The 23,862-nt window shown below is 43.9% G+C and carries 28 protein-coding genes and 2 pseudogenes; 16 read left to right on the top strand and 14 right to left on the bottom strand.

From position 1 onward, the window contains the following. On the top strand, positions 1 to 690 hold a 690-nt coding region (locus BACCOP_RS11505), incomplete at its 5' end, for an IS66 family transposase (RefSeq protein WP_007569226.1). A gap of 27 nt (positions 691 to 717) precedes the next feature. Here BACCOP_RS11505 and BACCOP_RS11500 read toward each other — a convergent pair. Further along, positions 718 to 1,527 carry a phage integrase SAM-like domain and Arm DNA-binding domain-containing protein gene (locus tag BACCOP_RS11500; RefSeq protein WP_007569224.1) on the bottom strand — a complete coding sequence of 270 codons (810 nt, stop codon included), beginning with the start codon at positions 1,525 to 1,527 and terminating at the stop codon, positions 718 to 720. 566 nt (positions 1,528 to 2,093) lie between these two features. Between BACCOP_RS11500 and BACCOP_RS11490 the strand changes: the two genes are divergently transcribed. The 5 genes from BACCOP_RS11490 to BACCOP_RS11470 all read left to right on the top strand — a co-directional run bounded on the left by BACCOP_RS11490 (position 2,094) and on the right by BACCOP_RS11470 (position 4,235). Beyond that, complete coding sequence (locus BACCOP_RS11490) at positions 2,094 to 2,405, top strand: DUF2958 domain-containing protein (RefSeq protein ID WP_005868826.1); 312 nt, start codon at positions 2,094 to 2,096, stop codon at positions 2,403 to 2,405. Positions 2,406 to 2,478: 73 nt separating this feature from the next. Beyond that, on the top strand, positions 2,479 to 2,715 hold the full coding sequence (locus BACCOP_RS11485) for a hypothetical protein (protein WP_005868824.1): 237 nt from the start codon (positions 2,479 to 2,481) through the stop codon (positions 2,713 to 2,715). Positions 2,716 to 2,728: 13 nt separating this feature from the next. Further along, positions 2,729 to 2,977 (top strand): hypothetical protein, encoded by a 249-nt coding sequence (locus BACCOP_RS11480; protein WP_005868823.1) that lies wholly within the window; start codon positions 2,729 to 2,731, stop codon positions 2,975 to 2,977. Between the two features lie 43 nt (positions 2,978 to 3,020). Further along, positions 3,021 to 3,458, top strand: coding sequence for a hypothetical protein (locus BACCOP_RS11475; protein WP_005868821.1), 438 nt, complete (start codon positions 3,021 to 3,023; stop codon positions 3,456 to 3,458). A 267-nt stretch (positions 3,459 to 3,725) separates the two neighbouring features. After that, on the top strand, positions 3,726 to 4,235 hold the full coding sequence (locus BACCOP_RS11470; protein ID WP_007569216.1) for a hypothetical protein: 510 nt from the start codon (positions 3,726 to 3,728) through the stop codon (positions 4,233 to 4,235). 15 nt (positions 4,236 to 4,250) lie between these two features. Here BACCOP_RS11470 and BACCOP_RS11465 read toward each other — a convergent pair whose 3' ends face one another. The 5 genes from BACCOP_RS11465 to BACCOP_RS11445 all read right to left on the bottom strand — a co-directional run bounded on the left by BACCOP_RS11465 (position 4,251) and on the right by BACCOP_RS11445 (position 8,517). After that, positions 4,251 to 4,538 carry a hypothetical protein gene (locus tag BACCOP_RS11465; RefSeq protein ID WP_007569214.1) on the bottom strand — a complete coding sequence of 96 codons (288 nt, stop codon included), beginning with the start codon at positions 4,536 to 4,538 and terminating at the stop codon, positions 4,251 to 4,253. A 110-nt stretch (positions 4,539 to 4,648) separates the two neighbouring features. Next, positions 4,649 to 6,175: a type II toxin-antitoxin system HipA family toxin gene (locus BACCOP_RS11460; protein WP_005868817.1), complete on the bottom strand. Its 1,527-nt coding sequence runs from the start codon at positions 6,173 to 6,175 to the stop codon at positions 4,649 to 4,651. Further along, entirely contained in the window at positions 6,165 to 6,485 is a 321-nt protein-coding gene (locus BACCOP_RS11455; RefSeq protein WP_005868815.1) for a helix-turn-helix domain-containing protein, read from the bottom strand. Before BACCOP_RS11455 ends, BACCOP_RS11460 begins: the two co-directional genes overlap by 11 nt. Positions 6,486 to 6,584: 99 nt before the next feature. Continuing rightward, positions 6,585 to 8,174 carry a type II toxin-antitoxin system HipA family toxin gene (locus BACCOP_RS11450; RefSeq protein WP_005868813.1) on the bottom strand — a complete coding sequence of 530 codons (1,590 nt, stop codon included), beginning with the start codon at positions 8,172 to 8,174 and terminating at the stop codon, positions 6,585 to 6,587. After that, complete coding sequence (locus tag BACCOP_RS11445; protein WP_005868812.1) at positions 8,167 to 8,517, bottom strand: helix-turn-helix transcriptional regulator; 351 nt, start codon at positions 8,515 to 8,517, stop codon at positions 8,167 to 8,169. Before BACCOP_RS11445 ends, BACCOP_RS11450 begins: the two co-directional genes overlap by 8 nt. 129 nt (positions 8,518 to 8,646) lie before the next feature. On the opposite strand from BACCOP_RS11445, the pseudogene BACCOP_RS21135 reads away from it, so the two are divergent. Both BACCOP_RS21135 and BACCOP_RS11435 read left to right on the top strand, forming a co-directional pair. Beyond that, positions 8,647 to 8,806: pseudogene (locus tag BACCOP_RS21135) on the top strand (helix-turn-helix domain-containing protein). Positions 8,807 to 8,932: 126 nt separating this feature from the next. Next, positions 8,933 to 10,213 carry an ATP-binding protein gene (locus BACCOP_RS11435; protein ID WP_005868811.1) on the top strand — a complete coding sequence of 427 codons (1,281 nt, stop codon included), beginning with the start codon at positions 8,933 to 8,935 and terminating at the stop codon, positions 10,211 to 10,213. Positions 10,214 to 10,518: 305 nt separating this feature from the next. Here BACCOP_RS11435 and BACCOP_RS11430 read toward each other — a convergent pair whose 3' ends face one another. After that, the gene (locus tag BACCOP_RS11430) at positions 10,519 to 11,577 is read right to left on the bottom strand and encodes a helix-turn-helix domain-containing protein (protein ID WP_007564609.1); all 1,059 of its coding nucleotides are present in this window, start codon (positions 11,575 to 11,577) and stop codon (positions 10,519 to 10,521) included. Between the two features lie 300 nt (positions 11,578 to 11,877). Between BACCOP_RS11430 and BACCOP_RS11425 the strand changes: the two genes are divergently transcribed. The 3 genes from BACCOP_RS11425 to BACCOP_RS11415 all read left to right on the top strand — a co-directional run bounded on the left by BACCOP_RS11425 (position 11,878) and on the right by BACCOP_RS11415 (position 15,278). Then, positions 11,878 to 13,110 (top strand): DUF3575 domain-containing protein, encoded by a 1,233-nt coding sequence (locus BACCOP_RS11425; RefSeq protein WP_007564611.1) that lies wholly within the window; start codon positions 11,878 to 11,880, stop codon positions 13,108 to 13,110. Beyond that, positions 13,107 to 14,027 carry a DUF5119 domain-containing protein gene (locus tag BACCOP_RS11420; RefSeq protein ID WP_007564613.1) on the top strand — a complete coding sequence of 307 codons (921 nt, stop codon included), beginning with the start codon at positions 13,107 to 13,109 and terminating at the stop codon, positions 14,025 to 14,027. The genes BACCOP_RS11425 and BACCOP_RS11420 overlap by 4 nt, the downstream gene beginning before the upstream one ends. 108 nt (positions 14,028 to 14,135) lie before the next feature. Further along, a complete protein-coding gene (locus tag BACCOP_RS11415; protein WP_227994799.1) occupies positions 14,136 to 15,278 on the top strand; it encodes a fimbrillin family protein in 1,143 nt (380 codons plus the stop codon). Between the two features lie 188 nt (positions 15,279 to 15,466). Here the strand turns inward: BACCOP_RS11415 and BACCOP_RS11410 are convergent, their stop codons facing one another. Both BACCOP_RS11410 and BACCOP_RS11405 read right to left on the bottom strand, forming a co-directional pair. Further along, the gene (locus tag BACCOP_RS11410; protein ID WP_005648607.1) at positions 15,467 to 15,724 is read right to left on the bottom strand and encodes a hypothetical protein; all 258 of its coding nucleotides are present in this window, start codon (positions 15,722 to 15,724) and stop codon (positions 15,467 to 15,469) included. A gap of 4 nt (positions 15,725 to 15,728) precedes the next feature. Then, a complete protein-coding gene (locus BACCOP_RS11405) occupies positions 15,729 to 16,487 on the bottom strand; it encodes a ParA family protein (RefSeq protein ID WP_007564630.1) in 759 nt (252 codons plus the stop codon). 286 nt (positions 16,488 to 16,773) lie between these two features. Here BACCOP_RS11405 and BACCOP_RS11400 point away from each other — a divergent pair, with 286 nt between their 5' ends. The 3 genes from BACCOP_RS11400 to BACCOP_RS11390 all read left to right on the top strand — a co-directional run bounded on the left by BACCOP_RS11400 (position 16,774) and on the right by BACCOP_RS11390 (position 18,823). Further along, complete coding sequence (locus tag BACCOP_RS11400) at positions 16,774 to 17,103, top strand: hypothetical protein (protein ID WP_007564632.1); 330 nt, start codon at positions 16,774 to 16,776, stop codon at positions 17,101 to 17,103. A 3-nt stretch (positions 17,104 to 17,106) separates the two neighbouring features. After that, complete coding sequence (locus BACCOP_RS11395) at positions 17,107 to 17,943, top strand: virulence RhuM family protein (RefSeq protein WP_007564633.1); 837 nt, start codon at positions 17,107 to 17,109, stop codon at positions 17,941 to 17,943. 241 nt (positions 17,944 to 18,184) lie between these two features. Then, positions 18,185 to 18,823, top strand: coding sequence for a recombinase family protein (locus BACCOP_RS11390; protein ID WP_007564634.1), 639 nt, complete (start codon positions 18,185 to 18,187; stop codon positions 18,821 to 18,823). Positions 18,824 to 19,097: 274 nt separating this feature from the next. Here the strand turns inward: BACCOP_RS11390 and BACCOP_RS11380 are convergent. From BACCOP_RS11380 to BACCOP_RS11365, 4 genes and pseudogenes are all read right to left on the bottom strand, one after another. Next, positions 19,098 to 19,589: pseudogene (locus tag BACCOP_RS11380) on the bottom strand (sensor histidine kinase); the annotation flags it as partial. After that, positions 19,590 to 20,465: a radical SAM mobile pair protein B gene (locus tag BACCOP_RS11375; RefSeq protein WP_004329298.1), complete on the bottom strand. Its 876-nt coding sequence runs from the start codon at positions 20,463 to 20,465 to the stop codon at positions 19,590 to 19,592. Then, the gene (locus BACCOP_RS11370; protein ID WP_004329299.1) at positions 20,462 to 21,130 is read right to left on the bottom strand and encodes a radical SAM mobile pair protein A; all 669 of its coding nucleotides are present in this window, start codon (positions 21,128 to 21,130) and stop codon (positions 20,462 to 20,464) included. Before BACCOP_RS11370 ends, BACCOP_RS11375 begins: the two co-directional genes overlap by 4 nt. Then, a complete protein-coding gene (locus tag BACCOP_RS11365) occupies positions 21,127 to 21,903 on the bottom strand; it encodes an MBL fold metallo-hydrolase (RefSeq protein ID WP_004329300.1) in 777 nt (258 codons plus the stop codon). Before BACCOP_RS11365 ends, BACCOP_RS11370 begins: the two co-directional genes overlap by 4 nt. A 130-nt stretch (positions 21,904 to 22,033) precedes the next feature. Here BACCOP_RS11365 and BACCOP_RS11360 point away from each other — a divergent pair, with 130 nt between their 5' ends. Next, a complete protein-coding gene (locus tag BACCOP_RS11360; RefSeq protein WP_004329302.1) occupies positions 22,034 to 22,933 on the top strand; it encodes a helix-turn-helix domain-containing protein in 900 nt (299 codons plus the stop codon). Between the two features lie 47 nt (positions 22,934 to 22,980). On the opposite strand, the gene BACCOP_RS20685 is transcribed toward BACCOP_RS11360, so the two are convergent. Further along, the gene (locus BACCOP_RS20685) at positions 22,981 to 23,130 is read right to left on the bottom strand and encodes a hypothetical protein (protein WP_004329303.1); all 150 of its coding nucleotides are present in this window, start codon (positions 23,128 to 23,130) and stop codon (positions 22,981 to 22,983) included. A gap of 86 nt (positions 23,131 to 23,216) precedes the next feature. Between BACCOP_RS20685 and BACCOP_RS11355 the strand changes: the two genes are divergently transcribed. Continuing rightward, positions 23,217 to 23,852 carry a helix-turn-helix domain-containing protein gene (locus BACCOP_RS11355; RefSeq protein WP_224201639.1) on the top strand — a complete coding sequence of 212 codons (636 nt, stop codon included), beginning with the start codon at positions 23,217 to 23,219 and terminating at the stop codon, positions 23,850 to 23,852. Positions 23,853 to 23,862: the final 10 nt, after the last annotated feature.

Raw genomic sequence — 23,862 nt, 5'->3', positions numbered from 1 at the left:
CATTACAATAACGGCAGCAGAGCCTCTGATGTAGCAAAGACCTTCCTTGAACATTTTATGGGATCTGTATCTACAGACGGATATACGGTTTACAGGATGTTCGACGGAGAAGACTCAAAGGTGCTTCATATAGGATGCTGGACACACTGCAGGAGGCTGTGGGTCGATGCCTTGCCATCAGACAGAACTGCGATGGATATAATAGACCCTATCGGTGATATGTTCAGAAATGAAGACTTGTTCCGCACAATGAAACTCAGCGGTGAGCAGATTAAGGAAAAAAGACTTAAGCTTACGAGACCTATTCTTGAACGTATCCATCATAAGGTGGTCATGATGATGCAGGATACCAAACTCATGGCAAACGAACTGATGAGAAAGGCTGTGAACTATACGATAAACCAGTGGAAATCCCTGAAAAATATCCTCAAGGACGGTTCTGCGGAAATATCGAACAACCTCTGTGAGCAAAGGATGAAACCTGTAAAGCTGCTGCTCAAGAACTGTATGAACATAGGCAGTGAGGATGCAGCAGGAAACTCGGCATTCATCTTTTCTCTGATAGAAAGCTGCAAGCTTAATGATATAGCCCCTCAGGATTACCTGAAGCACTTGTTTGAATGTATTCTTCATGGTAAGGACTGCGACAAGAAGGTCCTTCTGCCATGTTTTTATAAATCGGAATGTTAAAACTAAACTATTTTCTTGCGGACATTTTTATTTTATCGGCTGAAAAACAGCCGATAAAATTGTCGTGGCGGAAAATAGAATGGTTACGAACATAAATAGGTCTCTTGCATATTCCAAAGAGGAGTCGTGACTTAAATCCATATCGCGTATCTGTCGGATAATTTTGGCCGGAACTGCCCGTTTTACAGTTTTATCTATGCCCGTATATACATGTTTAAACGGATATCGCTGTATAACCAATTCTTTTTCTACGGCACGATTATACATGGCTCTGAGGTTTCTCATGTAATAGGAAGTACTGTTCGGACAAATGTCATTAGATTTTAGATATTGTTCATATTCCATCATCAGGTTGGAGTCTATATTGTCGAAAGGGATGTCTCTGCCTTTCTTTCTGAAATTCATGAATCGCTTGAAGCTATTGAGCGTAGTGGTATAAGTTTCTGTGGTGCGTATTTTACCTATTTGTCTCAATTCTTCAATGAGATTCTCACAAAATGACACAAAGTACTCGTTCACAGGAGGAGCGGAATAATATTCAATGATTTCGTCTGCCGTATATTTGTATCCAAGATTCTCAAATCTTATCATAATATCTTTTAGACGTGAGGTGTCTTCCTCAATACATTTTTTTAAAGAAACCAAATACCGATGCCGGTTTTCTCCTGTCTTTGCTGGTATGATTATTTGGGAATTGAAAATATCCCACTCGTCAGGATAAATCTTGTATCCTGAATTTATCTGCCTTGCTACACGATTATGAATTACTTGATAGAACAATGTTCCCGCTTTTCCTTCTATAGAGGAATGTCGATACTTTATTTTTAATGATGCCATTTTTTTGTTTAATTAATATTATATTCTCCAAAATAAATGTTTTGGCGTATTATATGTTTAATAACCAATAAATTAGATAACTGTTTGATTTTGATTATAGTTGGATTTATATTGATATGGCGAAATACTTGGCTATTATATATCAATGTGAATAATGTTGGATTTTATTCTTCTTTTATTTCCGTACTGCCCTTTTCCTTGTTTTCTGCCTCCCCTAATGTACGTTTTTTCATAGCCCCGTCTGAGAGCCTTTGTTTTTGAACGGCAAATTTATTTCGGTGGATGGATACGAAAGAGTTCCGGTCTTCGCCCTTTGTACCGAAAAAAATAACGCCGGACGGCTTCGCTGTCCCCAACATTTTTTGTCGTCCAAAACTTTTCTCAATCCCTCCTTCCTTCTTGTTGTGTGCCGTAAAAAAAAGGCTTATAAACTCAGATGGGGCATGAAAGCTCAAAAAAAAAGTCGGCAGAAAGAAAAGGTCATCCCGGAAAGGGGTTTTAAAAAAAGGTCTTTAAATCTAGCTGAAGCATAAAATTAGAAGTTTAACCCTTTAAAAATGTGACATATGATTACAGTGACGGAACAACTAAAGAATGTGTTTGAAGCCAACCCTTTGTACTCAAAAGAGGGGCAGGGGCTTAATGCGGAAGTCATCGCAAGGTTTTTCCTTCCTTTTTCTTCGGTGGTATGGTTGGTAACGGAAGCCGAACAGCAGGAAGACGGTGACTGGCTTTTTTTCGGTTATTGCCATATTCAAGAATGGGAATGGGGTTATGTGCTTCTTTCTCAAATTCAAGAGGTGAATGTTCGTGGGTTGACCGTGCAGCTGGATAAAGGACTGAAAACCGGTATAACGGTAAAAGCTTGCCTGAATTGATTAGAGAATAAACGGAGAGGGAACAACCCCTTTCCGCTTTCCAACCGGAATATTGAACTTAAAAACGGAAGTTATGGTTTACGAGACGAATTGCACGGAAATAACACAGGACAAATGGCGTGAGCTGATGAAGTACGGTAGAAAATGCTCCTATCGGCTGCTTACGGCGAGAATCAAGCGGGAATTGCCGGAATTATACCATGCGCTGGCTCTCCAGTTCTATAATCCTTATGCGGAACAGTGCAGGCAGACACCCACACATTATATATTGGTTCATTCGGCCATTGAATATTTTATCAGAAAACAATAAAGGACAAATGGTTATGAAAACAAAAAAGGTTGATAAAAAGAAAACGCTGGCTTATGCGGTGGCATTTTACTTTACGGATGTTTCCGTAAAGTTCATGATGGGGAATGCGATGTATGAGTATGTACATACCGTTTATGACAGGCGGTATGATAACGGTGGCTTTAATACGCTTGCCGTAGTCTATAATTACAAGAGGATGAAGTACGAGGTATTGGTCGTATCGGACGAGAAGGTAGGTGATAAGGAGATTCATATATTATAAGTTTCACAAACAGGGCTTTTGCCATATAAAAACGGCTTTTGAGATGAAAAAGTTATCGGCTTATACGGTTGCATCCAACTGCACCGACTTGACGGATATACGTGACGGCATCGCTGAAATACATGAAGCGATGAAGACTTGCGTTGAATCCGGGAAACATATCCCTTCATTCTATGTTTCCCGGTTGGCCAAACTGGAAACTAAAAAGAAGAAACTGGAGAAACGGACGCAGGTACACATGACCGTCACCATCCGTTTCTTTATAGATGATGATACCCTTACAATGGCAGTCAGGCATTGCCTTTTCTTCAAGCTGGAACCGACTCGGCAGAATGTGATGAAAGCCATCCGTGATGCGGTTCTTAATAACGGACGTTCCATTCTTGACTTTCCGGAAGCATGGGGAGAAGATCTTATGGATGTGTCTTTCTTTGATGTGGAGAATGCCATGAAGAAGCTGCGTTCCTCATTCGGCCTATAAACTTCATTGCATATTTTTCCGAAAGTAAAGTAACCGTTGGATTTTTGGCCAGCGGTTCTTTTTTCAAAAAAGAACCAAAAACTTTGAATACAATCTTTTTTCATCTTCTAACTTATGTATTCGGAAAAAATTCCATGGCATTCAGAAAAGGGATGATAGCGGTTTGGGGATTATAGGGTAGATTTGTGGGGTAAGCTTACAGAGACAGTTTTTATAGGCAGGTTCCGAAAAGCCTTTGAGAGAGTAGGAGAACATGAGTTATAATATATGGCTATAAGTATAAATGATAGACAATTGATTACACAATTTATTACTAATACTCAGAATTTGAATGTTAATTTACCTACAAATGGTGGAGGGTGTGCTAATTTAGTTAGAGGAATTATAGAACAGGCAACAGGAAAAAGAATTTCAGTTAATCCTTTTGGAGCTTCTTTAGAAAGTATGATACAAAAAATAAATACCTATCATGATTTAGCTAAATGTAATAATGGAGATATATTATATTTTGTGCATCTTCCTAATGCTGCTGTAAATTTACATCAAACTATTCATTATGCAATTTTTTGTAATGTTAATAATGCTGGTGTACAGAAAAATGTTATTGGGATAAATGGATTAGCAGATCTTTCTTTTTCTCCCACAGCTTATCATGGTGTTGTAGCATCTGTAATATCTCCGGGTAATTTTAATGGAGTAGGGCAGGTGATATATGATACTGTAGCATTCCCTAATATTCTTGGTGAATTGTATGTTATTGATTATGAATTGATATAGGAATAAGTTTCTTCGTTATTTTATGGCGTACAGTAGTATAGAAATAGAAAAAAACTGAAAATTGAATAGTAAATTTGTTTGCTCCATGTTACGTTTATTACCGCTTGTAATCGGGCTTTGCGCAGACTTTATGTCCTGAAGGCTTTTTAGTACCCCTTCCATTTGGAAGATTTTGACAGCAGCGATGAAGGTGGTGGAGGATATATCCGGCTGGAGGCTTTTCAGTGTGTTCTCCGATGGCTGATATCCTCTCATCTTCAGTTCCAGAATGGTATTGAAGTCATCATTTCGCATAGCCTTCATGAAAGCCTCCTCTTGTTCGTTGGCAATGTCCGGATTTGGATCGTATGCAGTTGCTTGCCGAACAAGAACAGACTTTTTATTAATGTAATAGTGTCGCTATTCGTCTGTTTTTATCTTCTAGCTAAAGGCAGTAACAACCGTTCCACAAGTTCTTTCTTGTTCTCAACGGGCATCTTGTTTCTGCCTTTGGCAATGACTTCAGCAGCCAAATCGCTTTTACGCCCGGCAATGTATTTCTGTCGCTTTCCGTTTATGAAGGCCTCGATACGGAAATCATGCCGGGTGTTTTCGATGATGTTGATTTCTGATACCAAAAAGCCATCCTCTGTCTCGTAGGGTTCGACAATGGTGGGCAGGTAGTGTTTCATGGTTTTCCCTATGATCGGAGATACCAAACCGGAAAGATGCTCTTCGATGCGGTCTTTCCAATAGTCATCGATTTGATGATTGGTGGCATAATCGTAAAAATGGCTGATGGCAAGGCTGACTTCTTCGATTATCCTTTTCGCATTCTTTATTCCGTTCTGTTTGGCAAATTGCATCAGGTCATCTTCCGTGATGTCGTTATCTTTTCCTGCAATGCTCATGGAGTGTGCGTTTTCGTATGCCGCACCGTCCAAATTGGTGGTGAATGTCATGTCGTAGGCTGGGGTGATGTGCCATGTGCCGTTTCTTTCCATCAGGAAAGAGAAATTCTTGATGTGGTCATCCACATTGCCGCCCATGATATTGAATACCGTCCTACGGTAGAGTTCGGACTGTTCGCTTGCCGGGATGTTCAGTTTTCGGCAGACTTCAAACAAATCCTCATAGCTCGTTGCATCCGGATTCATGGCAGCAAGTGTCTGTGTATGTATCTTCTCTCCGTTTATCCTATCGTAACGCTCCGTCAGGAAGTGATGTTTTCCCTCAATTTGAATGAGTCGGGAAGGCATCATCGTAATCCCGGCTTCCTTTGCCATCTCATAATATACCATTTCCATTTGCGTGAACGGAAAATCGTCCCCTTCTGCAAACTTCAATATGTAGTAGGTATAGCCCTCCGGTAAAGGGACTTGGCCGGAACGTATATCATGTGTCGTTTCATTGATGGCGATGATGGCTTTCGGGTGCTGCCCTCCGGCTGATGTACCTATCTCATAGATACTTTGCAGTTGCAGTGCTTCGTCATCTTGCACGGATATTTCCTCCCGTTCCTCAAAGATACGGCGTGCCAGTTGGTATAAACTCTCTATCTGGAGAGTGGAAGAGGATTCCAATCCAGGAGTGGCCGGGATGAACTCAAAGGCTCCCATTCCCCGTTTCCCGATGAAAGACAGTTTATCTACCGGTGTGAGTTTGCGCTTGGGGATATGGTTTTGTGCCGCCCATTGGTCGAAGACCATGTTACCCCACCGATCAGGCAATGAATCTGCCAAAAACGGTGGGAGACCTTGATAAGTCTTTTCTTTGTTTCCGAGTATGGGCATACCCTTTGCCGCCGGTCCTTTGACAGAAGCGGTCAGTGGGGCGATTTCCACTCCTTTCTTGATGAAATCCGGATGATAGTTGAAGACGGCTCTTTTGTTTCTTTCGTCCCAATAGAGCTTTCCGACTTCTTCTCCCCATAACATAACACTCACAACATTATTTTCCATGTCTTATCCTTTTCGGCTTTTTATTCATTATTCGTTCCATTGTATAGGCTGAAACAGGTATTTCCGGCATCAGATCATCCATCTGTTCCAGACAGTCCACTACTCGTAACAGGGCAAGAAAGTTGCCCATATTGATGTTATAGGCCTTCCCGTTCTCAAACTGGCGTAAGGTGATAAGGCTGACACCGGCTTTCTCGGCAGCCTCTTTTTGGGTGAGCCTATAGGTTAGCCTGTATTCCTTAAATCGTCTGCCCAGTTCCACTATGATTTCCGGATTGGCCATGGCTTGGGTGATGTGATTCGTTGTCATTTTACAAAGGTAAATATATTAATTGTTAAATCAAAATATGATATATAACAATTAATATATTTACTGTTATATTGAATTGTGCGCGATGTAGTTTGTGTGCTAATCCCCCAATTCCATGCTACGTTTATTGCCGCCTGTAATCGGGCTTTGCGCGGGTTTTATGTCCTGAAGGCTTTTTAGCATCCCTTCCATTTGGAAGATTTTGGCGGCAGCGATGAAGGTGGTGGCGGATACATCCGGCTGGAGGCTTTTCAGTGTGTTCTCCGATGGCTGATATCCTCTCATCTTCAGTTTCAGAATGGTATTGAAGTCATCATTTCGCATAGCCTTCATGAAAGCCTGCTCTTGTTCGTTGGCAATGTCCGGCATATGGATCGTATGCAGTTGCTTGCCGAACAAGAGCAGGTTTTCTCCGATAAAATCGGCGTGTTCCGGCTTGACCCCGCAATCCTTGGCAGTCTCATGCCAATGCGATACGGTTTCCTGTATCTCTTCGATAATCTGTTTGTGTTTCCGGATACCCATGTTCTCACCTACCTTTTGCAGATCTTCCATCGTGAAATTGTCTTGTTTGCCGTTGAGTGACAGCTGGTGGCGGTTCGTCCATTTGCCGCCCGGTGTGTATGAGTAGCAGAGGTCGTATGCTGGGGCCAGTTTCCACTTCCCTTGTCTATCCATCAGGAAAGATAAGTTCTTGCTATGGTCGTCATGGTTCCGGCTCATGACGTTGAACACCATTCTTCGGTATAGTTCCTCCTGCTCTGGATAAGGGAGGTTCATCTGCCGCATGATACGGAATATCTCTTCGTATGAATGGCGTTGGTCACGGTCATAGTGGGCAAGCCCGGCCAATGTCTGTACATGGATCTTCTCTCCGTCTTCCATACGGTCAAAACGTCGTGTCATAAAGTGATATGACTCTTTTTCCTGAAGTAACCGGCATTCCATCATATCGATACCGCAGGCTTTTGCCATCCGGTGATAGGCATATTCGATATTTCCTATTCCTTGTGGATTGTCCGTTATCTGCGTGTGTTCGCTGTATTTGCCGCCATCAAATTTCAACAGCCAATACCCGAATCCTTCAGGAGCTTTTACCTGTCCGGAGCGTACCTCTCCGGTAATATCGTTGTAGGCGATGATGGCCTTGGGCTTGGCACCTCCGGCAGATGTTCCCACTTTCAGTATATCCAGAATGTTTCTTCCTTCCTGGCGCAGTTGGACCTGAAAAGCCATTCTGTCCGTGAATACGGATTTGGCAAGCTCAGTCAGTTCCTCGATATGGAGCACTGATGATTCGTTCATGCCGTTGATTGGCGAGGACGGCTCAAACTCCAGTGCGCCCATGCCACGTTTGCCTACATAGCAAAGCCTGTCTAAAGGGGTAATCTCTTCTCCGGACAATCCCTTGCTGGCAAACCATTCATTGATGATCTGGTTTCCGAAAGTGTCCGGCAGTGAATCGGCAAACAGGCCGGGCAACCCCTTGAAACAGTCGGTACGGTTTTCAAGGAACCGGTAGGGGGTGTTCCTGTACTGGCTGATGGGCATGATGATGGGAGAAATGTCAAGACCGGAGCGGATGAACTTCCGTTCATAGTCGAACAAGGCGGCATTGCTTTCCTTTTCCCAATAGAGAGAGCCTACGCTTTCTCCCCATAGCTTTACATCTACTATCAAATCATTCATGGTTATCTTGTTTTAAATGGCGTACACGGTAGCGTTTCTTTCCTTGCAGTTTTTTGAGCTCTATCGGGCTGACCCGGATTTCCGGTACCAGTTGCTCCAGGTTCTCCAGCAGGCCGAGCGAGCGGAGTACGCTGATGAACAACAGCAGCGATACCGATTTGCCCTTCTCGATGTTCGCAACGGTCAAGGGGCTTACACCGGAAGCCGTTGCCAGTTCTTCCTGCGTGATATGCTGCCTGATACGTGTCTCTTTGATGCGCTGGCCGATTCTCATCAGCACAGCTGGATTGCTCATTTCATTCCACATGGTTGTTCCTTTTTTGCAAATATACAAATAATCCATGTAAATATATAGATTAACTTGAATATATGATGTTAATCTATATGAATACAATGATTATAGTTGCTTTATCGGCTGTTTTTTTCTTTGAACTAGGATGAAAACTGACTAAAATCACAATGTGTTGTGAATATGAAAGAGCTAGGAAAGATGATTAAAGAGTGCAGGAAGAGTTTGAAGGTCAATCAGCTGGAACTTCTCCGAACTGGCGGGCGTGGGCATCAATACGCTGGTGGCCATCGAGCGTGGAGAAGGCAATCCTAAATTGGCTACTGCTTTCCATTGGAGTTGATTAAAGTGCGGAAAAATGTATAAGATTGCTTCTATTATCTGTTTATTTTAGTATATTTGTGCTTTAAATAAGTGCGGATAAATGTATTATACGCTGTTTTTACATGTATAAAAATGCTGTTTGTAGATGAAAAGATTTGTTTTGCAACAACTTATAGAATGGAAAAACCGTGAGGATAGAAAACCTCTGATTTTAAATGGTGCCCGACAAGTTGGGAAAACATGGCTGCTCCATGAGTTTGCCAAACTTGAATACAAAAAAGAGGCTTATGTGGTATGCCGTAAGAATAACCTTGCACGCCAGCTTTTTTCTCAGGATTTCAATGTTGACAGAATTTTACGGGGGCTGCGTGCGATGACTTCCGTTGACATTACTCCGGGTGATACGCTTATTATCCTTGATGAGATACAAGATATCCCGGAAGCACTGGAATCTTTGAAGTATTTTAAAGAGGAGGTTCCGGAGTATCATATAGCTGTGGCAGGTTCACTTTTGGGGATATCCCTTCATCAGGATGTGTCTTATCCCGTAGGGAAGGTAAATGTCATCAATATATTTCCTATGAACTTTGAAGAGTTTCTTGTCGCCAAGGGAGAAGAAGAAGCTTGTAAATTGCTTATGAGTGGGGATTTTGAAACGATAAGCCTCCTGCATGACAAATATACGGATCTCCTTCGGCAATATTATTATGTAGGTGGTATGCCGGAAGTTGTACTCAAATATGTAGAAACGGATTCCTTGCTGGAAGTCAGAAGAATACAGTCGGAGATTTTGCAAGGCTATGATCTTGACTTCTCAAAACATGCGCCCAAAGAACAGGTTCCGCGTGTCCGAATGGTATGGAACAGCATTCCTTCCCAATTATTTAAAGAAAACAAGAAATTCATTTACGGAGCTTTGCGAAAAGGTGCCAGAGCCAATGATTTTGAGATGGCCATTCAATGGCTTGTAAATGCCGGGTTGTTGTATAAAGTGCCTCGATGTACCAAACCGGAGCTTCCGCTTGATATTTATGAAGACCTGTCGGCTTTCAAACTCTATATGGTTGATTTGGGGCTTATGGGTGCTATGGTCAAGACAGATCCGGCCCAAGTCTTGATTAAAAACGACATATTTAAGGAATACAAGGGAGGAATGACTGAACAGTATGTATTGCAGCAGATGAAAAGTAAGGGCGTGTCACCGATTTATTACCATAACACAGACAATTCGCGTCTTGAGTTGGATTTTGTTATTCAACGTAATGCCCAAATGGTGCCGATAGAAGTGAAGGCCGAAGGGAATGTCCGGGCCAATTCGTTGACAGCATTACTGGGAAAAAGACCGGAATTGCATGCGGAGAGATTTTCTATGTTGCCTTATAAAGTACAGGGTAATCTTACAAATTTTCCGCTATATGCAATATAGGTGTATCCTTTTCCCATGCCGGTCATACCGTTAGAACTGATTGATAAGTATGATGCGTATGTTGGCCGGTATGTCTATCTTTGTGGCAATGAAAACAGAGAGAGGATTGATTTACGCCTTGTTTTCCGGGACGGAAAGGAGATTGGCACGGATGATCTGAATCTGTATTATAATTGATGTGACGGCTTGGATGTCCCCCGGATGAATGTTCGGGGGATTCTTTTTCTTTTGGGCGTTCCTGTGGGACGGTCAGGCTTTCCGTTGCAAGTCCTCGCCTAAAGGCTGTGGGCTTTACTCTGCAATCCCTAACGCATGGCTGAAAAGTCCTCTTGCCGGTGTTCTTCTTCATACAGCCTCATGCGTTCTTGTAATGCTTCTTTTAAATTGTCGCTTTTTTTCAGTCCGAGTTTGGCACGTATGTTCGCTCGTTGGCTGGTTATGTTTCCGCTACTCCGATGTAATAATTCGCATATTTGGCTGACGGTCTTGTCTTGCAGTATTAAACGGCAGATGTTTAATTCGGACGGGGATAAATTGGGATATATTCTCCTGATTGTATCAAGTTTACTTTTTTCCTTTTTCTGGTATGCGGCAAGGGCTGTAAAAAGATTTTCTTTGGATTGTTCCCCTATTATGCTTAACAGGGAGCTTGTCTTTTCTTCCGGGTTATTCTCGCTTAACAACTCGGCGAACGCGAATAGTTCTTCCTTTTTCATTTGGAGACGTTTCAAAAGCATTTCCTCTTCCTCTTTTAGCAAGTTGCTACTTTTTAGCAAGCTGCTGATATTACTGTGTAAGGATCTTCCTAATAAGGGGATCATGGTGTATATGATGATGATCAAAGGCAGATAACTGTATAGGAACGGTTCGTCGGTGATAAGTGTGCAGATTGTATAGGAAGCTATGGTAAGGGAGGACAATAGGATGGAGATATTACTCATATAGGCACAGATGGAAAGCATGGTAAATAAGAGAGAGATACTAATGTTACTCATTATCAATGCTCTTTGATAACTATATTCATATCCGCTACATATTGAGCAATAAATTATTTCGATAAAAATCTCGATATGTATGGCTATCAGTATAATGGAAAAGGTCGTGGTCAGATTTACTCTCTTTTTAAAATAAGCGAGAGTGCACATAATGATAAACAGGAATAATACGCTGTTAATATAATAAAACTGTTCATTGGGAAATGGAACTGAATATATGTATATGGGTGCGCATAAGGCCAGCATGAGCAGGGATAGATGAAAGACACGTTTTTGTTGATACGTTATTATCATTTCTCTTTCTTTTTTGTCGTAAGTTTGAGTTTTTATTGAACTTAGAAAAGTAGCGGCTTTTGTGCTGATTTTCATGTGTTTTATTGTTTTAAGTGTTATTAAGTATAATGTTTCCTGCAAAAATAACTGTTTTTTTTTTTTTGTATGTTTAAGTACTTTTCTTTATGATGTTAAGTGTTTTTAATTGTTGTGTAAGCGTGATTGGCTGCTGTGGTAAGTGTTGTAGCTGTTGTGTGGTTGTCTTTTTAAGTATTTATAAGTTTAAAATACTTGTTTTTTGCTTTGGAGGTTGGTTTATAAGTGCATATCTTTAGCGGTTGAAATTCAGGGGGTGTAAAAGCCTGGGTTTGGATTGTCATATTAACAAATGATTAAATGACGAAAAGATGTTTTTTTTATATTAAATGTGTATTGTTCGTGCTCGTGTTGAGTATAAGCGGAGAAATATCCGCTCAGGAGAAGCGTGATTCGGTAAGGATCTATTTTCATCAAGGAAAGGTAAATATAGATACATGTTTACTTGACAATGGGAACGAGATGGAGCGGTTTGCTAAAATCTGTTCCGCATTGAACGACTCCGTCCGTCTTATCAGGAAAATTCAAATAATAGGAGGAGCTTCCCCGGAAGGAGGGGGGCTGTTGAATGGAAGGCTGTCTGAAAAACGAGCAGAGGTTTTGTGGCGGTATATATCACCTTATATAAAGATTCCGGTATTGGAGAAGGATTTTCATTTTTCGGGAAGTGACTGGAACGGACTTATAACGATGGTGAGAGCGGATGTGAATGTTCCGGAGAGGGAGGATGTCCTTCGTTTGTTGGAGAAGATCGTACGTTTGGAAAACCAGGACAGCCCTTATTGGGGGGGAGAACTGAAAAGACTGAAAGGGGGGAGGCCATACTCATATTTGTATAAATTCCATTTTCCGAAACTTCGTTCGTCGATGGTGAAAATATGCTATGATAGTGATCCGATAAATCCCGTCAGAGATACGGTATATATACATACACGTGATACGTTGTGCATCCGTGATACCGTTACCGTCATAGCTCCGGTAAAGAAACGGCCGTTTTGCATGGCGGTGAAAACAAACTTGCTTTATGACGCTGTTTTGATACCTGACATCGGGGTTGAGTTCTGTTTGGGGAAGAACTGGTCTGTGGCCGGGAATTGGATGTATGCCTGGTGGAAAAGTGATCGGAAGCATAATTATTGGCGTATCTATGGGGGAGATGTGGAGTTGCGCCGCTGGTTCGGTCGGAGAGCGGTGGAAAAACCGTTTTCCGGGCATCATGTCGGATTGTACGGGCAGATCGTCACCTATGATTTCGAATTGGGTGGGAAAGGTTACTTGGGGGATAAATGGAGTTACGGGGGAGGCGTGGCTTACGGCTACTCGTTACCTGTGGGACATCGGTTCAATGTGGATTTCACGTTGGGAATCGGCTACCTTGGAGGATCGTACAAGGAGTACATCCCTTTGGACGGTCACTATGTATGGCAGACCACTAAAAACCGCCGCTGGTTCGGCCCGACCAAGGCGGGTATCTCTTTGGTGTGGTTGATCGGGCGGGGGAATTATAGCCGGAAGAAAGGAGGCAGGCAGTGATACGGATACGCTTTAGTCTGGTGTTCATATTTTTATGGATAGGACTGACGGCTTGTGAGCATAAGGATTTATGTTACGATCATCCGCACTTTGCCACGGTGCGGGTAATATTCGACTGGACCAAGATTTCCAATCATGACAAGCCTGAAGGCATGAGGGTCGTATTTTATCCGACCGATGATGAAAGCAACACGTGGATATTTGATTTCCCCGGAGGAGAGGGGGGGGAAGTGGAGCTCCCCGAGAATGATTACCGGGTAATTTGCTTCAACTACGATACCGACGGGATGGTTTGGAAAGGAAACGGCAGTTACACGCTTTTTACTGCCGATACGCGTGATGTTCGGTCACCGGATAACCGGACAATGGCTGTCACCCCACCCTGGCTGTGTGGCGACCATATAGACGGAGTTATCCTCAAGGACATTCCGGGAGGAAGCGCGGAGATAGTACGGCTAACTCCCGTAAACATGGTATGTCACTACACGTATGAGGTGAACGGTCTTCGGGGACTGGATAGGGTGGCGGATTTGCGGGCCGCTCTTTCCGGCATGTCCGGCTCGCTTAACATGTCCGGCGACAGTTTGCCCGCCGGTCTTTCGGAGAGCCTGCTCTTTGATGGAATGGTTTCACGGAATCAGATTATAGGCGGATTCTATACGTTTGGACATTCCGCACTTGAAGGAGAGCCCAATGTTTTCCGGCTGTATCTCAAGAACCGTTCCGGCAGCATGTCTGTATTGGAACAGGACGTGAGCGACCAAGTGCATGATGTCCCGGTAGCGGGGCATGTCGGTGATGTGCATCTGGTGTTGAATTTTGATTATGAGGTACCATTCGAGCCGGGAAGTGACGGTGCGGGATTTGATGTGGACGTTGATGATTGGGATGATGTGAATGTGGATATAGTGTTATAAACGGATATTTGAGTTTTCAGTGCGGATTGGATGCCGGGTAAACGCTATGTCAACTATTAAGTAATCGAGTTTATTAATTATATGTATCAATTTAATTTATTTTTATTTATGAAAAAAAGTACAGTAATGCTTTGGGCAATCTTTGGAGCACTACTCATGGGTTGCTCAGACGAGGAGATTGCGAATGTGGAAACCTCCTCACGAAATGCGATTGGTTTTAACGTGTTAAGTAATGCGGCGGAAACGAGGGCTACCCCTACTACCAACACCAACTTGAAGAACACCGATTTCGACGTGTTCGCTTTTACGGCGGATGGTACTGCCTTCATGGGAAAGGTCGACACGGAATTTGGACATGACGGAGTGAATATCGTGTACAAAGATAATAAGTGGGATTATAAAAATGCGGGCGATCTTCGTTATTGGCCTACCGAGCCTTTGGACTTTTACGCGTTCAATCCCGGAACGGTTGATGAAGCCATGCAGTGGAGTTATATGTGGGAAGCCACCAAGGATACTCAAAAGATAACTTATTCCTGCTCCGATGAGTATGGATCTGGTATCAATGCTCATGAAAACTACGACGTGATGTATGCCATAGCCAAAGGCCAGACAAAAGACAAGAACAACGGAGTAGTGAAATTTAACTTCAAGCATATTCTGTCACAGGTCGTATTCAAAGCAAAGACCGAATACGATAACATGCAGGTGAATATAAAGGACATCAAGATTTTTAATGTAAAAATGGGCGGCGTCTACACATTGCCTGCGACAGCCGATGGAACGGGAAGTTGGGCTGTGGGTGATTGGCCTGAAAGCTCTACAGGAGGAGGTTTTATTACCGTAGTGCAAGGCAAATCCATTGAGGTCAATAGTAATACCACAGCTACCGATATTTCCGAAAAAACTCCTATGCTGAATATACCACAGAAGCTGACAGCATGGAAAGTTTCCGAAGAAGCCACCAATACCAAGATAAAAGCCGACGGTGCGCATCAATGTTACCTGTCGATCACCTGCAAAATCCAGCAGTCCGGAGGTTATCTGTTGGGTTCAGCAGATAGTTACGGAACAATTTATGTTCCGTTCGGAGATACATGGGTAGCGGGCAAGCGTCATATCTACACGTTGATTTTCGGTGGTGGTTATACTGATCAGGGAGTGGCTGTGTTGAATCCGATCCAGTTTGATGCAGAGACAACAGGCTGGGTTGATGCAGATAAAGACGTAAACGTCCAACCCCAACCTTAATCCAAACGTTTATTAATATCGTACCCGTTGGCAGGTTAAACATACGCAAGATTAATCCTGCCAACGGGTTCTTTATAGGGAATCGCATTTTCAATATACTTTTTGATGTGTAGGGGTGCTTTTTGCGTACCTTTTTCCTGGAGAATTTCTTTTGTGGAGTGTTTGCCCTGTATATTCCCGATACGCTGTTATAGCAGGGAACTGTTTTTATCCAAGTAGTCAGATATAGCCTCTTGCAATACCGATTTTAGCGAATCGCCTTTGCGGATCGCGATCAGCTTTAAGTTCTGGTGATAGGTTTCGTCCATGACAAAATTACAATGCACGGTTTTCGCTTTCTTCGGCTTTTGAGCCTCTTTTTGCCCGGCCGTGGATTGGATCAGGCTGTCTAATCCCCCGGTCAGCCCGGCCGACATACTGTTTTTTAAATCGTTCTTCTTTGCCATATGGTTACTTTATTTCTGTTAGCAGTTCGTTACATACCTTTTCGTAGTCCTCTGCCCCGGCAGATTTGGGGGCATAGTGAAAAATATCCTGCCCTTGTGTCGGGGCTTCGGCCAGCGCAATGGAGTTGCGTATATGGGTGCTGAACACTTTGCCCTGGAATGTTTCCTGTACCAGTTCCGAAACGCTCTTGTTCAGGTTCTTTCTTCCGTCGTACTGGGTTATCAGAACCCCGGCTATCGAAAGATCCGAGTTCAAACGTTGCTGCACCTTGTGGACGACCTGCATAAGTTTGGCCATTCCACGCATTGCCAGGAATTGAGCCTGAACCGGGATAATCAGCCGATCCGAGGCCGTCAGTGCGTTAAGCGTGAGCAGCGACAGCGAGGGGGGACAGTCGATCAGGATATAATCGAATTTCTCCTTTTGGCCCTTGATAAGGTGGGCTAAGATAAGTTCCCGCCCGGCCTCGTTGATTAACTCCGTTTCAACGGCCGAGAGATCCAGGCAGGAGGGAACGACGCTAAGGCCGTCCTTATGCTCGTAGATCGGCAGGTCGTATTCGCCTTTCATCGCGCCGTAGATCGTTTGGGGAAGCTCCGCAGAGAAGCCCAGCGATTCAGTCAGGTTGGCTTGTCCGTCAAGGTCGATCAAAAGAACCTTGTACCCTTTTTGACGTAACGCGCCGCCCAGGTTGATCGTGGTTGTAGTCTTTCCTACTCCCCCTTTGTGATTCAATACGGAGATTACTTTTGCTTTGCTCATAAATTCAGTTTTTTAAATGGTTGTCATGTCCGCAAATATAGTCAAAAACTAATATACTAAAATACTAAAAGTAGTATTTTTCGTTTTTTGCGTGTTTTTTGTGCCGATCGGGGAAGCGTACCGAAATAAATCCGGTTTCCACCTTTCGGTACGTTTTGTTTCTGTACCGGAATTAATCAAAGATTAGAATAACCATAAATGTTTTTATACGTTAATCATACGTATGTATATATGTATATATTTGTTTTTGAGTATCTTTGTGTGCTATAAATAAAAAATAAAAGACATGAGCACTTATTCGTATAAAAATCCGAAGTTTATAAATTCCCCTAAAGGGATGGTTGAAGTTGTAGAAGTGATTTATGACGGCAAAGATGATCCGGCCTATTCACTGGCTATTATTAAATGGGAAAATACCTATAAATTAGGTATTCGTTGGAACATCGCTTATAGTGAATGGGACGATTACCGCAAACAGAACGGGCAAGATGAATGTATAGGTAATCCACAGTCGAGAGGTATTCCCACCTGGTTTGTTTTGCCCGATGATATGATGTTTAGTGAGAAGTTCAGCGGTGCGATGCAGAGGCTTGATGAATTAAGAAAAGGTAAATAAGTAATGGAACAGGGAGAAATCATATTATACCAGCCGGATGAAGCGGTCAAGTTGGAAGTGAGGCTGGAAGATGAAACCGTTTGGCTGACACAGGCGCAAATTGTGGATCTTTTTCAATCCAGCAAAGCAAATATAAGCGAGCATATAAAAAACATATATGATCAGAAAGAATTAGAGGAAAGTTCAACTGTTCGGGATTTCCGAACAGTTCGACAGGAAGGCAAACGGCAAGTGATGCGCAATCTGACTTATTACAATTTGGATGCGATCATATCCATTGGGTTTCGTGTCAATAGTAAAAGAGGTATTTTATTTAGGCAATGGGCGAATAAGGTTTTAAAGGACTATCTTTTAAAAGGGTATTCCATTAATAAACGTTTGTCAGAACTTGAAAGGACTGTCGCTCAACATACCGAGAAGATAGATTTTTTTGTGCGTACTGCCTTGCCCCCGGTCGAAGGCATTTTTTATAACGGCCAGATTTTCGATGCGTACAAGTTCGCTACCGATCTGGTAAAGTCGGCCAGGCGTTCGATCGTGCTTATCGACAACTATGTGGACGAAACGGTCTTGCTCATGTTGAGTAAACGCAGCGTCGGTGTCTCGGCCACCATTTACACCCAGCGTATCACGCAGCAACTCCAACTTGATCTTGACAGGCATAACAGCCAGTACCCACCTATCGACATCAGGACGTACCGGGACAGTCACGACCGTTTCCTGATCGTTGATGAAACGGACGTGTACCATATCGGAGCCTCGTTAAAGGATCTGGGGAAAAAGATGTTCGCTTTCTCAAAGCTGGATATTCCGGCGGCTGTGATTACTGACCTGTTATAATATCCTTTGTCTTATGAATGGGCTGTCGCAAAAGAAAAACCCGTTCTTGATGAACGGGTATATCCTTGACTTGGTTACGTGTTTTGATAACAGAGGCTTTACCAAGCATTACAATGCAAAGATAGTAATTATAGGTTAATTAGCGAATTTCTTTTTTGGATAGATCCGGAAATAATGCCTCCTTGAAAGAGGTGGATAAGGTGATTAAAACAATAGATAAGGAAGAACAAAAGCAAAAGGGATGAATGTGGTTATTTATTCACGTGTAAGCTCGCAGTCGGCCAGGCAATCGACCGAACGGCAGGTTGTCGATCTGGAGAGGTTCGCAGCCGGACGGGGGTACGAGGTGACGGCGGTCTTTGAGGAAAAGATAAGCGGACGAAAGGCCAATATCGAACGCCCGGTTTTAAGCCGTTGCCTGGAATACTGCACAGATCCGCAGAACCGGGTGGATATGTTGTTGCTGACCGAGATCTCACGCCTGGGGCGTTCAACCCTGGAGATCCTAAAGTCACTCGATACGCTGCACACGCATAAAATATGCGTGTATATTCAAAACCTGAACCTGGAAACGTTACGGCCGGACAAGACGGTAAACCCCTTGTCCTCTCTGATCACTACCCTGTTGGGGGAACTGGCCGCGATCGAACGCCAGGGGATCATCGACCGCCTTAATAGCGGACGGGAGTTGTACATCCAGAAAGGGGGCAGGCTGGGACGGAAGCCGGGAAGCCGGAAAACGGCCGAACAGAGGAAAGAGGAATACCGGGAGGCGATCGCCTTGTTAAAGAAAGGCTACTCGATCCGGAACGTGGCGAAGCTCACGGGAAAGGCCGTTTCGACGATACAACAAGTAAAAAAAGACTTCATTAGTAGCTGATTATCGGAACAAATATTGTATTTTTGCAACAAATACGAGTAAATGCACATAATTAAAAACGAGTATTTACACGTGTCTAAAAACGAGTATTTGCACGAAAATAATCAGAATCTAAATAAAAACGGTTATGGCAACAATGGCGGAGAAAATGGCGGCTTCACTGGAGGAATTAAGAAAGCTCCAGGAGAAAGACCGCTGTGTCGTCCTGCAAGGGACGGCCGAGATAGGGAGGACGCATTTAACCCGGCTGTTGGATAACGGCTGGTTGCAGGAAGCCTAATCCGAAGCCGTCTTTTGCGGCGGCATTTGAAAGACGTTCAAATGCACCGAATACTCGTTGTTGCTCATCTTCGGTCATGCCCGTACCGGTATCTTCAACGATAAGTTTCAGCAAACCGTTATCATAATCCGCTGCCAATGATACACTACCGTTATCCGTGAACTTGATGGCGTTTGACAACAAGTTGTTGCCGATTTGCAGGATACGTTCCTTGTCGGTCAAAACCACCGCATCGGTGTGGCTCTCCACTATCAAAGTCAGCCCCTTGTTCATGGCAATGGGCATGAACTCCGTTTCAAGAATATGCGTGATTGCGGAAATCCTGCAAGGGGAAAGGTTGGGTTGCTCCTTGCCGTTGTCCAGACGGAAGAAATCCAGCAGCGTGTTGAGCATCTCCCGCATACGCTCGGAAGATTGCCGGATATTATCCACATACATGGTGCTTTTATCCGCGCTACAACTTTTCTGCATCAGTCCGGCATAGCCTCATTTTGTCAATCGTATTTTTTCGTGGTAGAAGTAGTTTACGATGACAGGTTTGCCTTTTTCCGAGCGTCCGTATGGCAGATCGTTTATACGATACGGGAAGCCCTGCTCCTTGGCGTAATTTGAAATGTCCTGCTCCAATGCCTGCCAGTATTCAAGCCTTTTTTTATTGTAAATTTCCTCGTAAAGCGGTATGAGGTCAGGATACTTCTCACGGATATACGTCATTATCCCGCCTTTGAACTGCCCGCGTAAATTCAGGTTTTCAAGCCAGATTAAATCAGCATAATCTTTTACCTCCTCTATTATTGCCTTTACGTCTGTTATTCTGGGGAATATGGGCGAGACGAAGCATACGGTGCGGATACCTGCCTCGTATGTCTGACGCATCGCTTTCAGACGGCGTTCAATGCTTACGGCGTTGTCCATATCTGCGCAGAACTGCTCGTCGAGCGTATTGACAGACCATGACACAGTCACTTTGGGAAAACTCTTCAACAGGTCGAGATCGCGAAGGACAAGATCGGACTTTGTGCATATCATAATCTCGGCATCGCTTCCTCGCAGCTCTTCGAGCAGCCTTCGGGTACGGTGGAATTCTTCTTCATACGGATTGTAACCGTCCGTCACAGACCCTATTACAACACGTTCACCGTCGTATTTATGAGGATTCGTTATCGGCTTCCAGTTTTTTACATCTAAAAACGTACCCCACGGCTCGGTGTGCCCGGTGAACCGTTTCATGAACGATGCGTAGCAATACCTGCAGGCGTGGGGACACCCTACATAAGGGTTGACCGAATATCCTCCCACCGGCAGAGAGGATTTGGTCATTACACTCTTTACATCTATTTCCTTTATTGTATCCATATTCATTGTATTCGTCTGGTAAATTGTTCCGGCAATTCCTGAATCATTCTTTCGTCGCCCATAATCGGCAGCAAATCCTCTTTCATGAACACCGGTATGCCATGAGCCTTTGCCTGTTCTGCAATGCTAAGCACCCATTCGGGGCGCGAATATGACTTTCCTTTTCGGTTTCCGGTCTCTGTGCCTATGACAATCCAGTCAATTCCCTCGAAATCAATCTCGCCGATATCATCGAAGAGAGGTTCAAACGTGACATGGTAGTGTCGTGCTTTGATATTCTTTTTCAAATCATCAATCCTCCTTTTCTCGGAACTGCGCGTAACGGTCACGCCCATCCATACGTTCTCGTCGTCAGAGGAGAAACTGATTTTGTCAGGGCGCTTCGTCAGAAAGATATAGGCGTGCTGGGGATTGCTGCTGATCCGCTCGAAAATTTCTGCGTTCCATTCAGGCTTCCAATCGGAGAAATCGCTCATTCCTGTCATGAGCCACACATGAGGACGGGACGTATCGATGATGCGCAGTTTTCGTTCCATGTATTCAGGCACGGAAAAGTCGTCGGTAATGTGGAAACGGCGGCAGTTGTTACGGGCATAGCAGTAAGGGCATCCTATAGTGCACCCTACCACTATGTTCATGTTTTTTATCAGGGATTTAATGCAGACACTCATAACACAACTGTTTCTCCGTCCTCCGGGATAATCAGCCGGCTCATGTCGGCTTCGTGATGCGTTGCCTCATTGCGCAGAATTGCACGGGTGGTCTGGCAATGGTCGATGGCATCCATGTGTACGGCTATCAGCTTGATATGCGAAGGCAATTCGTCAAGTATCTGCATCACTTCGTTCTCGTCGGGGATGATAGGACCGTCCGTTTTGGAAAATTCGGGAAAGATTGCACCTCCGGAGTTTACCACGATATAGTCAGGATTGAACCGTTCCACGGTGTCTCGGATACATGCTTCCCATCGGCAGTCACCCATTATATAAACGGTCGGGAAGCCCTCGGCTTTTAGCACATAACCTGATACAGGTCCCATCATCTGCCCGATCTGCCCGAAACCATGATGTCCGGTCGTGCGGTAAATGGATATGCCGTCTATTGTTTTTATTTCTTCGATGGGTATCACATTTGTAAATCCGTCGTTTCTGATGGCGTCCGCGTCCTGGGGCTGAACGTAGAAAGGAATTTCTTTGGGCAAATGTGTGGGGACACTCGGCTCGTAATGGTCGATGTGATTGTGGGTCAGGAGCACCATGTCCACGCCTCCGATAATATCCTGAATAGGAATGGTGAGGTGTACCCTCGGTGTTTTATTCACACCGAGGGCCGATATCAAAGTGCCTTTGTCGGCTAAAACGGGGTCAATTAGCATGGTGTGTCCCGCATACCTGATTTTCAAGGTGGCATTGCGCACCAATTGTACTGTAGATGTCTTTTTCATGACTATATGTCTTGTTATTGATTACGGGTGCAAAGTTCGGAAGAATCCGGCGAAACATCTATGCCTGAAAAAACGGTAATTATGCCATTTTGATAAATGAAATTATTATCTTTGCAAAAACGACAAGGATATGGACGAGATAATCAACCCTGATCGACTGGTCAGCGTACCGTTCAACAAGACACGCTGCGGCGTGGATTTTTACATCAATACTGCCATAAACAAGGACATCGGACTTGTGCTGACAGAAAACAAGCGGTTTAAGACAGACTTCTTCAGCTTCTACTTTTTCCGTAAGGCAAACGGATATTTGCTACTGAACTTCCGCAAGATTGAACTGCGCGACGGCATGGTTCTCCTGCTTTCACCCCATCAGCAACAAGAGTGGCATGTAGATGAGACGGCGTTGGATTACACGTTCCTTATATTCCGCGAAGATTTCATGCGTACTTTTATCGCCGACAAGTTCTTCGTTTTTCGCCTTTTGTATTGTTACCAGACAGATACGCCGCCTTACATCAATGCCACACATGACGAAATGAAGGAATATATGCGGCTGCTCGGAAAGATTAAGTATGAGCTGATGAATCCAGTGTCCGATACGTACAATATCATTGTTTCCTTACTATATTATCTTTTGCTGATTATCAATCGTACATACGCTGCCGCCTATTGCTTGCCCGCTGAAATTGCTAAAAACAATTTCGCTTTTCGGTTCAAGGACTTGTTGGAACAGAATATCCGCACCCACCAGCGGGTGCAGGAATATGCAGACATGCTTCATGTCAGTCGCATCACACTCAATAACTCAGTAAAAGCCCAATTCGGAGTATCAGCTACCCATTTGATAAAACAACGTCTGCTTGAGGAACTGAAGAACGAATTGCTATTCTCCAACCGCACTGTCAGTGAAATGGCGGATGATTTCAATTTCTCTGATCCGAGCCATCTCATGCGCTTCTTCAAACAGCAAACAGGCAAAACATTTACTCAGTACATGACGGATTACAATAAAGGCATATACGAATAACTTCTTAATATAGTCGATAGCGGCTATCGAAATATGGTTGTTGATGTTCAGGCGTTTTTGTACTGCATGAACCATTTTACGATTTCTGGATCTTCGTGCGAGCCGAGTAAGAAAGGCTTGTCGGTATCCAGCGTCTTTATCCGTGCCATGTCGTCGGCCGACAGGGTGAAGTCTAATATGTCGAGATTCTGCTTCATGCGTTCCGGTTTCACAGACTTAGGAATAATTATGCACACTGATATTTATCGCGCCCGGACAGGTGTTCGGTGCGGAAGATGACGGCATGCAGTTCCAACCAGATGGCTACCTGCTTATGTTCCATCCCGACCTGCTGCGGAATACACCTCTCGGGCGGATAATGCGTGAATATTCGTTCTTTTCCTACGAGACAAACGAGGCATTGCACCTTAGTGTGGAAGAACGGCAAATCATCATGGATTGCTTCCACAAGATTCAATATGAATTGAACCATCCGATACACCGTCACAGCAAGAACCTCATCACAGACAGCATCAAGACGTTCCTTGATTACTGCACACGTTTCTATGACCGTCAGTTCATCACACGCGACAACCAAAACCGAGACATCCTCGCAAGATTTGAGCGGTTGCTTGACGAATACTTCCATGATGGGGCTGCTAAACGGATAGGCTTGCCCACTGTACAGTATTGTGCAGACAAGCTCTGCCTCTCGCCCAACTATTTCAGTGATTTATTGAAAAAAGAAACAGGTTCAACCGCCCTGCATTTCATTCATGACAAGTCTATTGAAATAGCCAAGACGGAACTTGCATCTACAGACGACACCGTTAATGAAATCGCCTATAATCTCGGTTTTCAGTACCCGCAACATTTTACCCGACTGTTCAAGAAAGAGGTAGGTTACACTCCGAATGAATATAGAGCGCAAGTGTCGTGAGAATTGGATT

Source organism: Phocaeicola coprocola DSM 17136 (assembly GCF_000154845.1).
Lineage (GTDB): Bacteria > Bacteroidota > Bacteroidia > Bacteroidales > Bacteroidaceae > Phocaeicola > Phocaeicola coprocola.
Note: the sequence above shows the minus strand (reverse complement) of the source record. Positions and strands in the feature narration are given on the sequence as shown.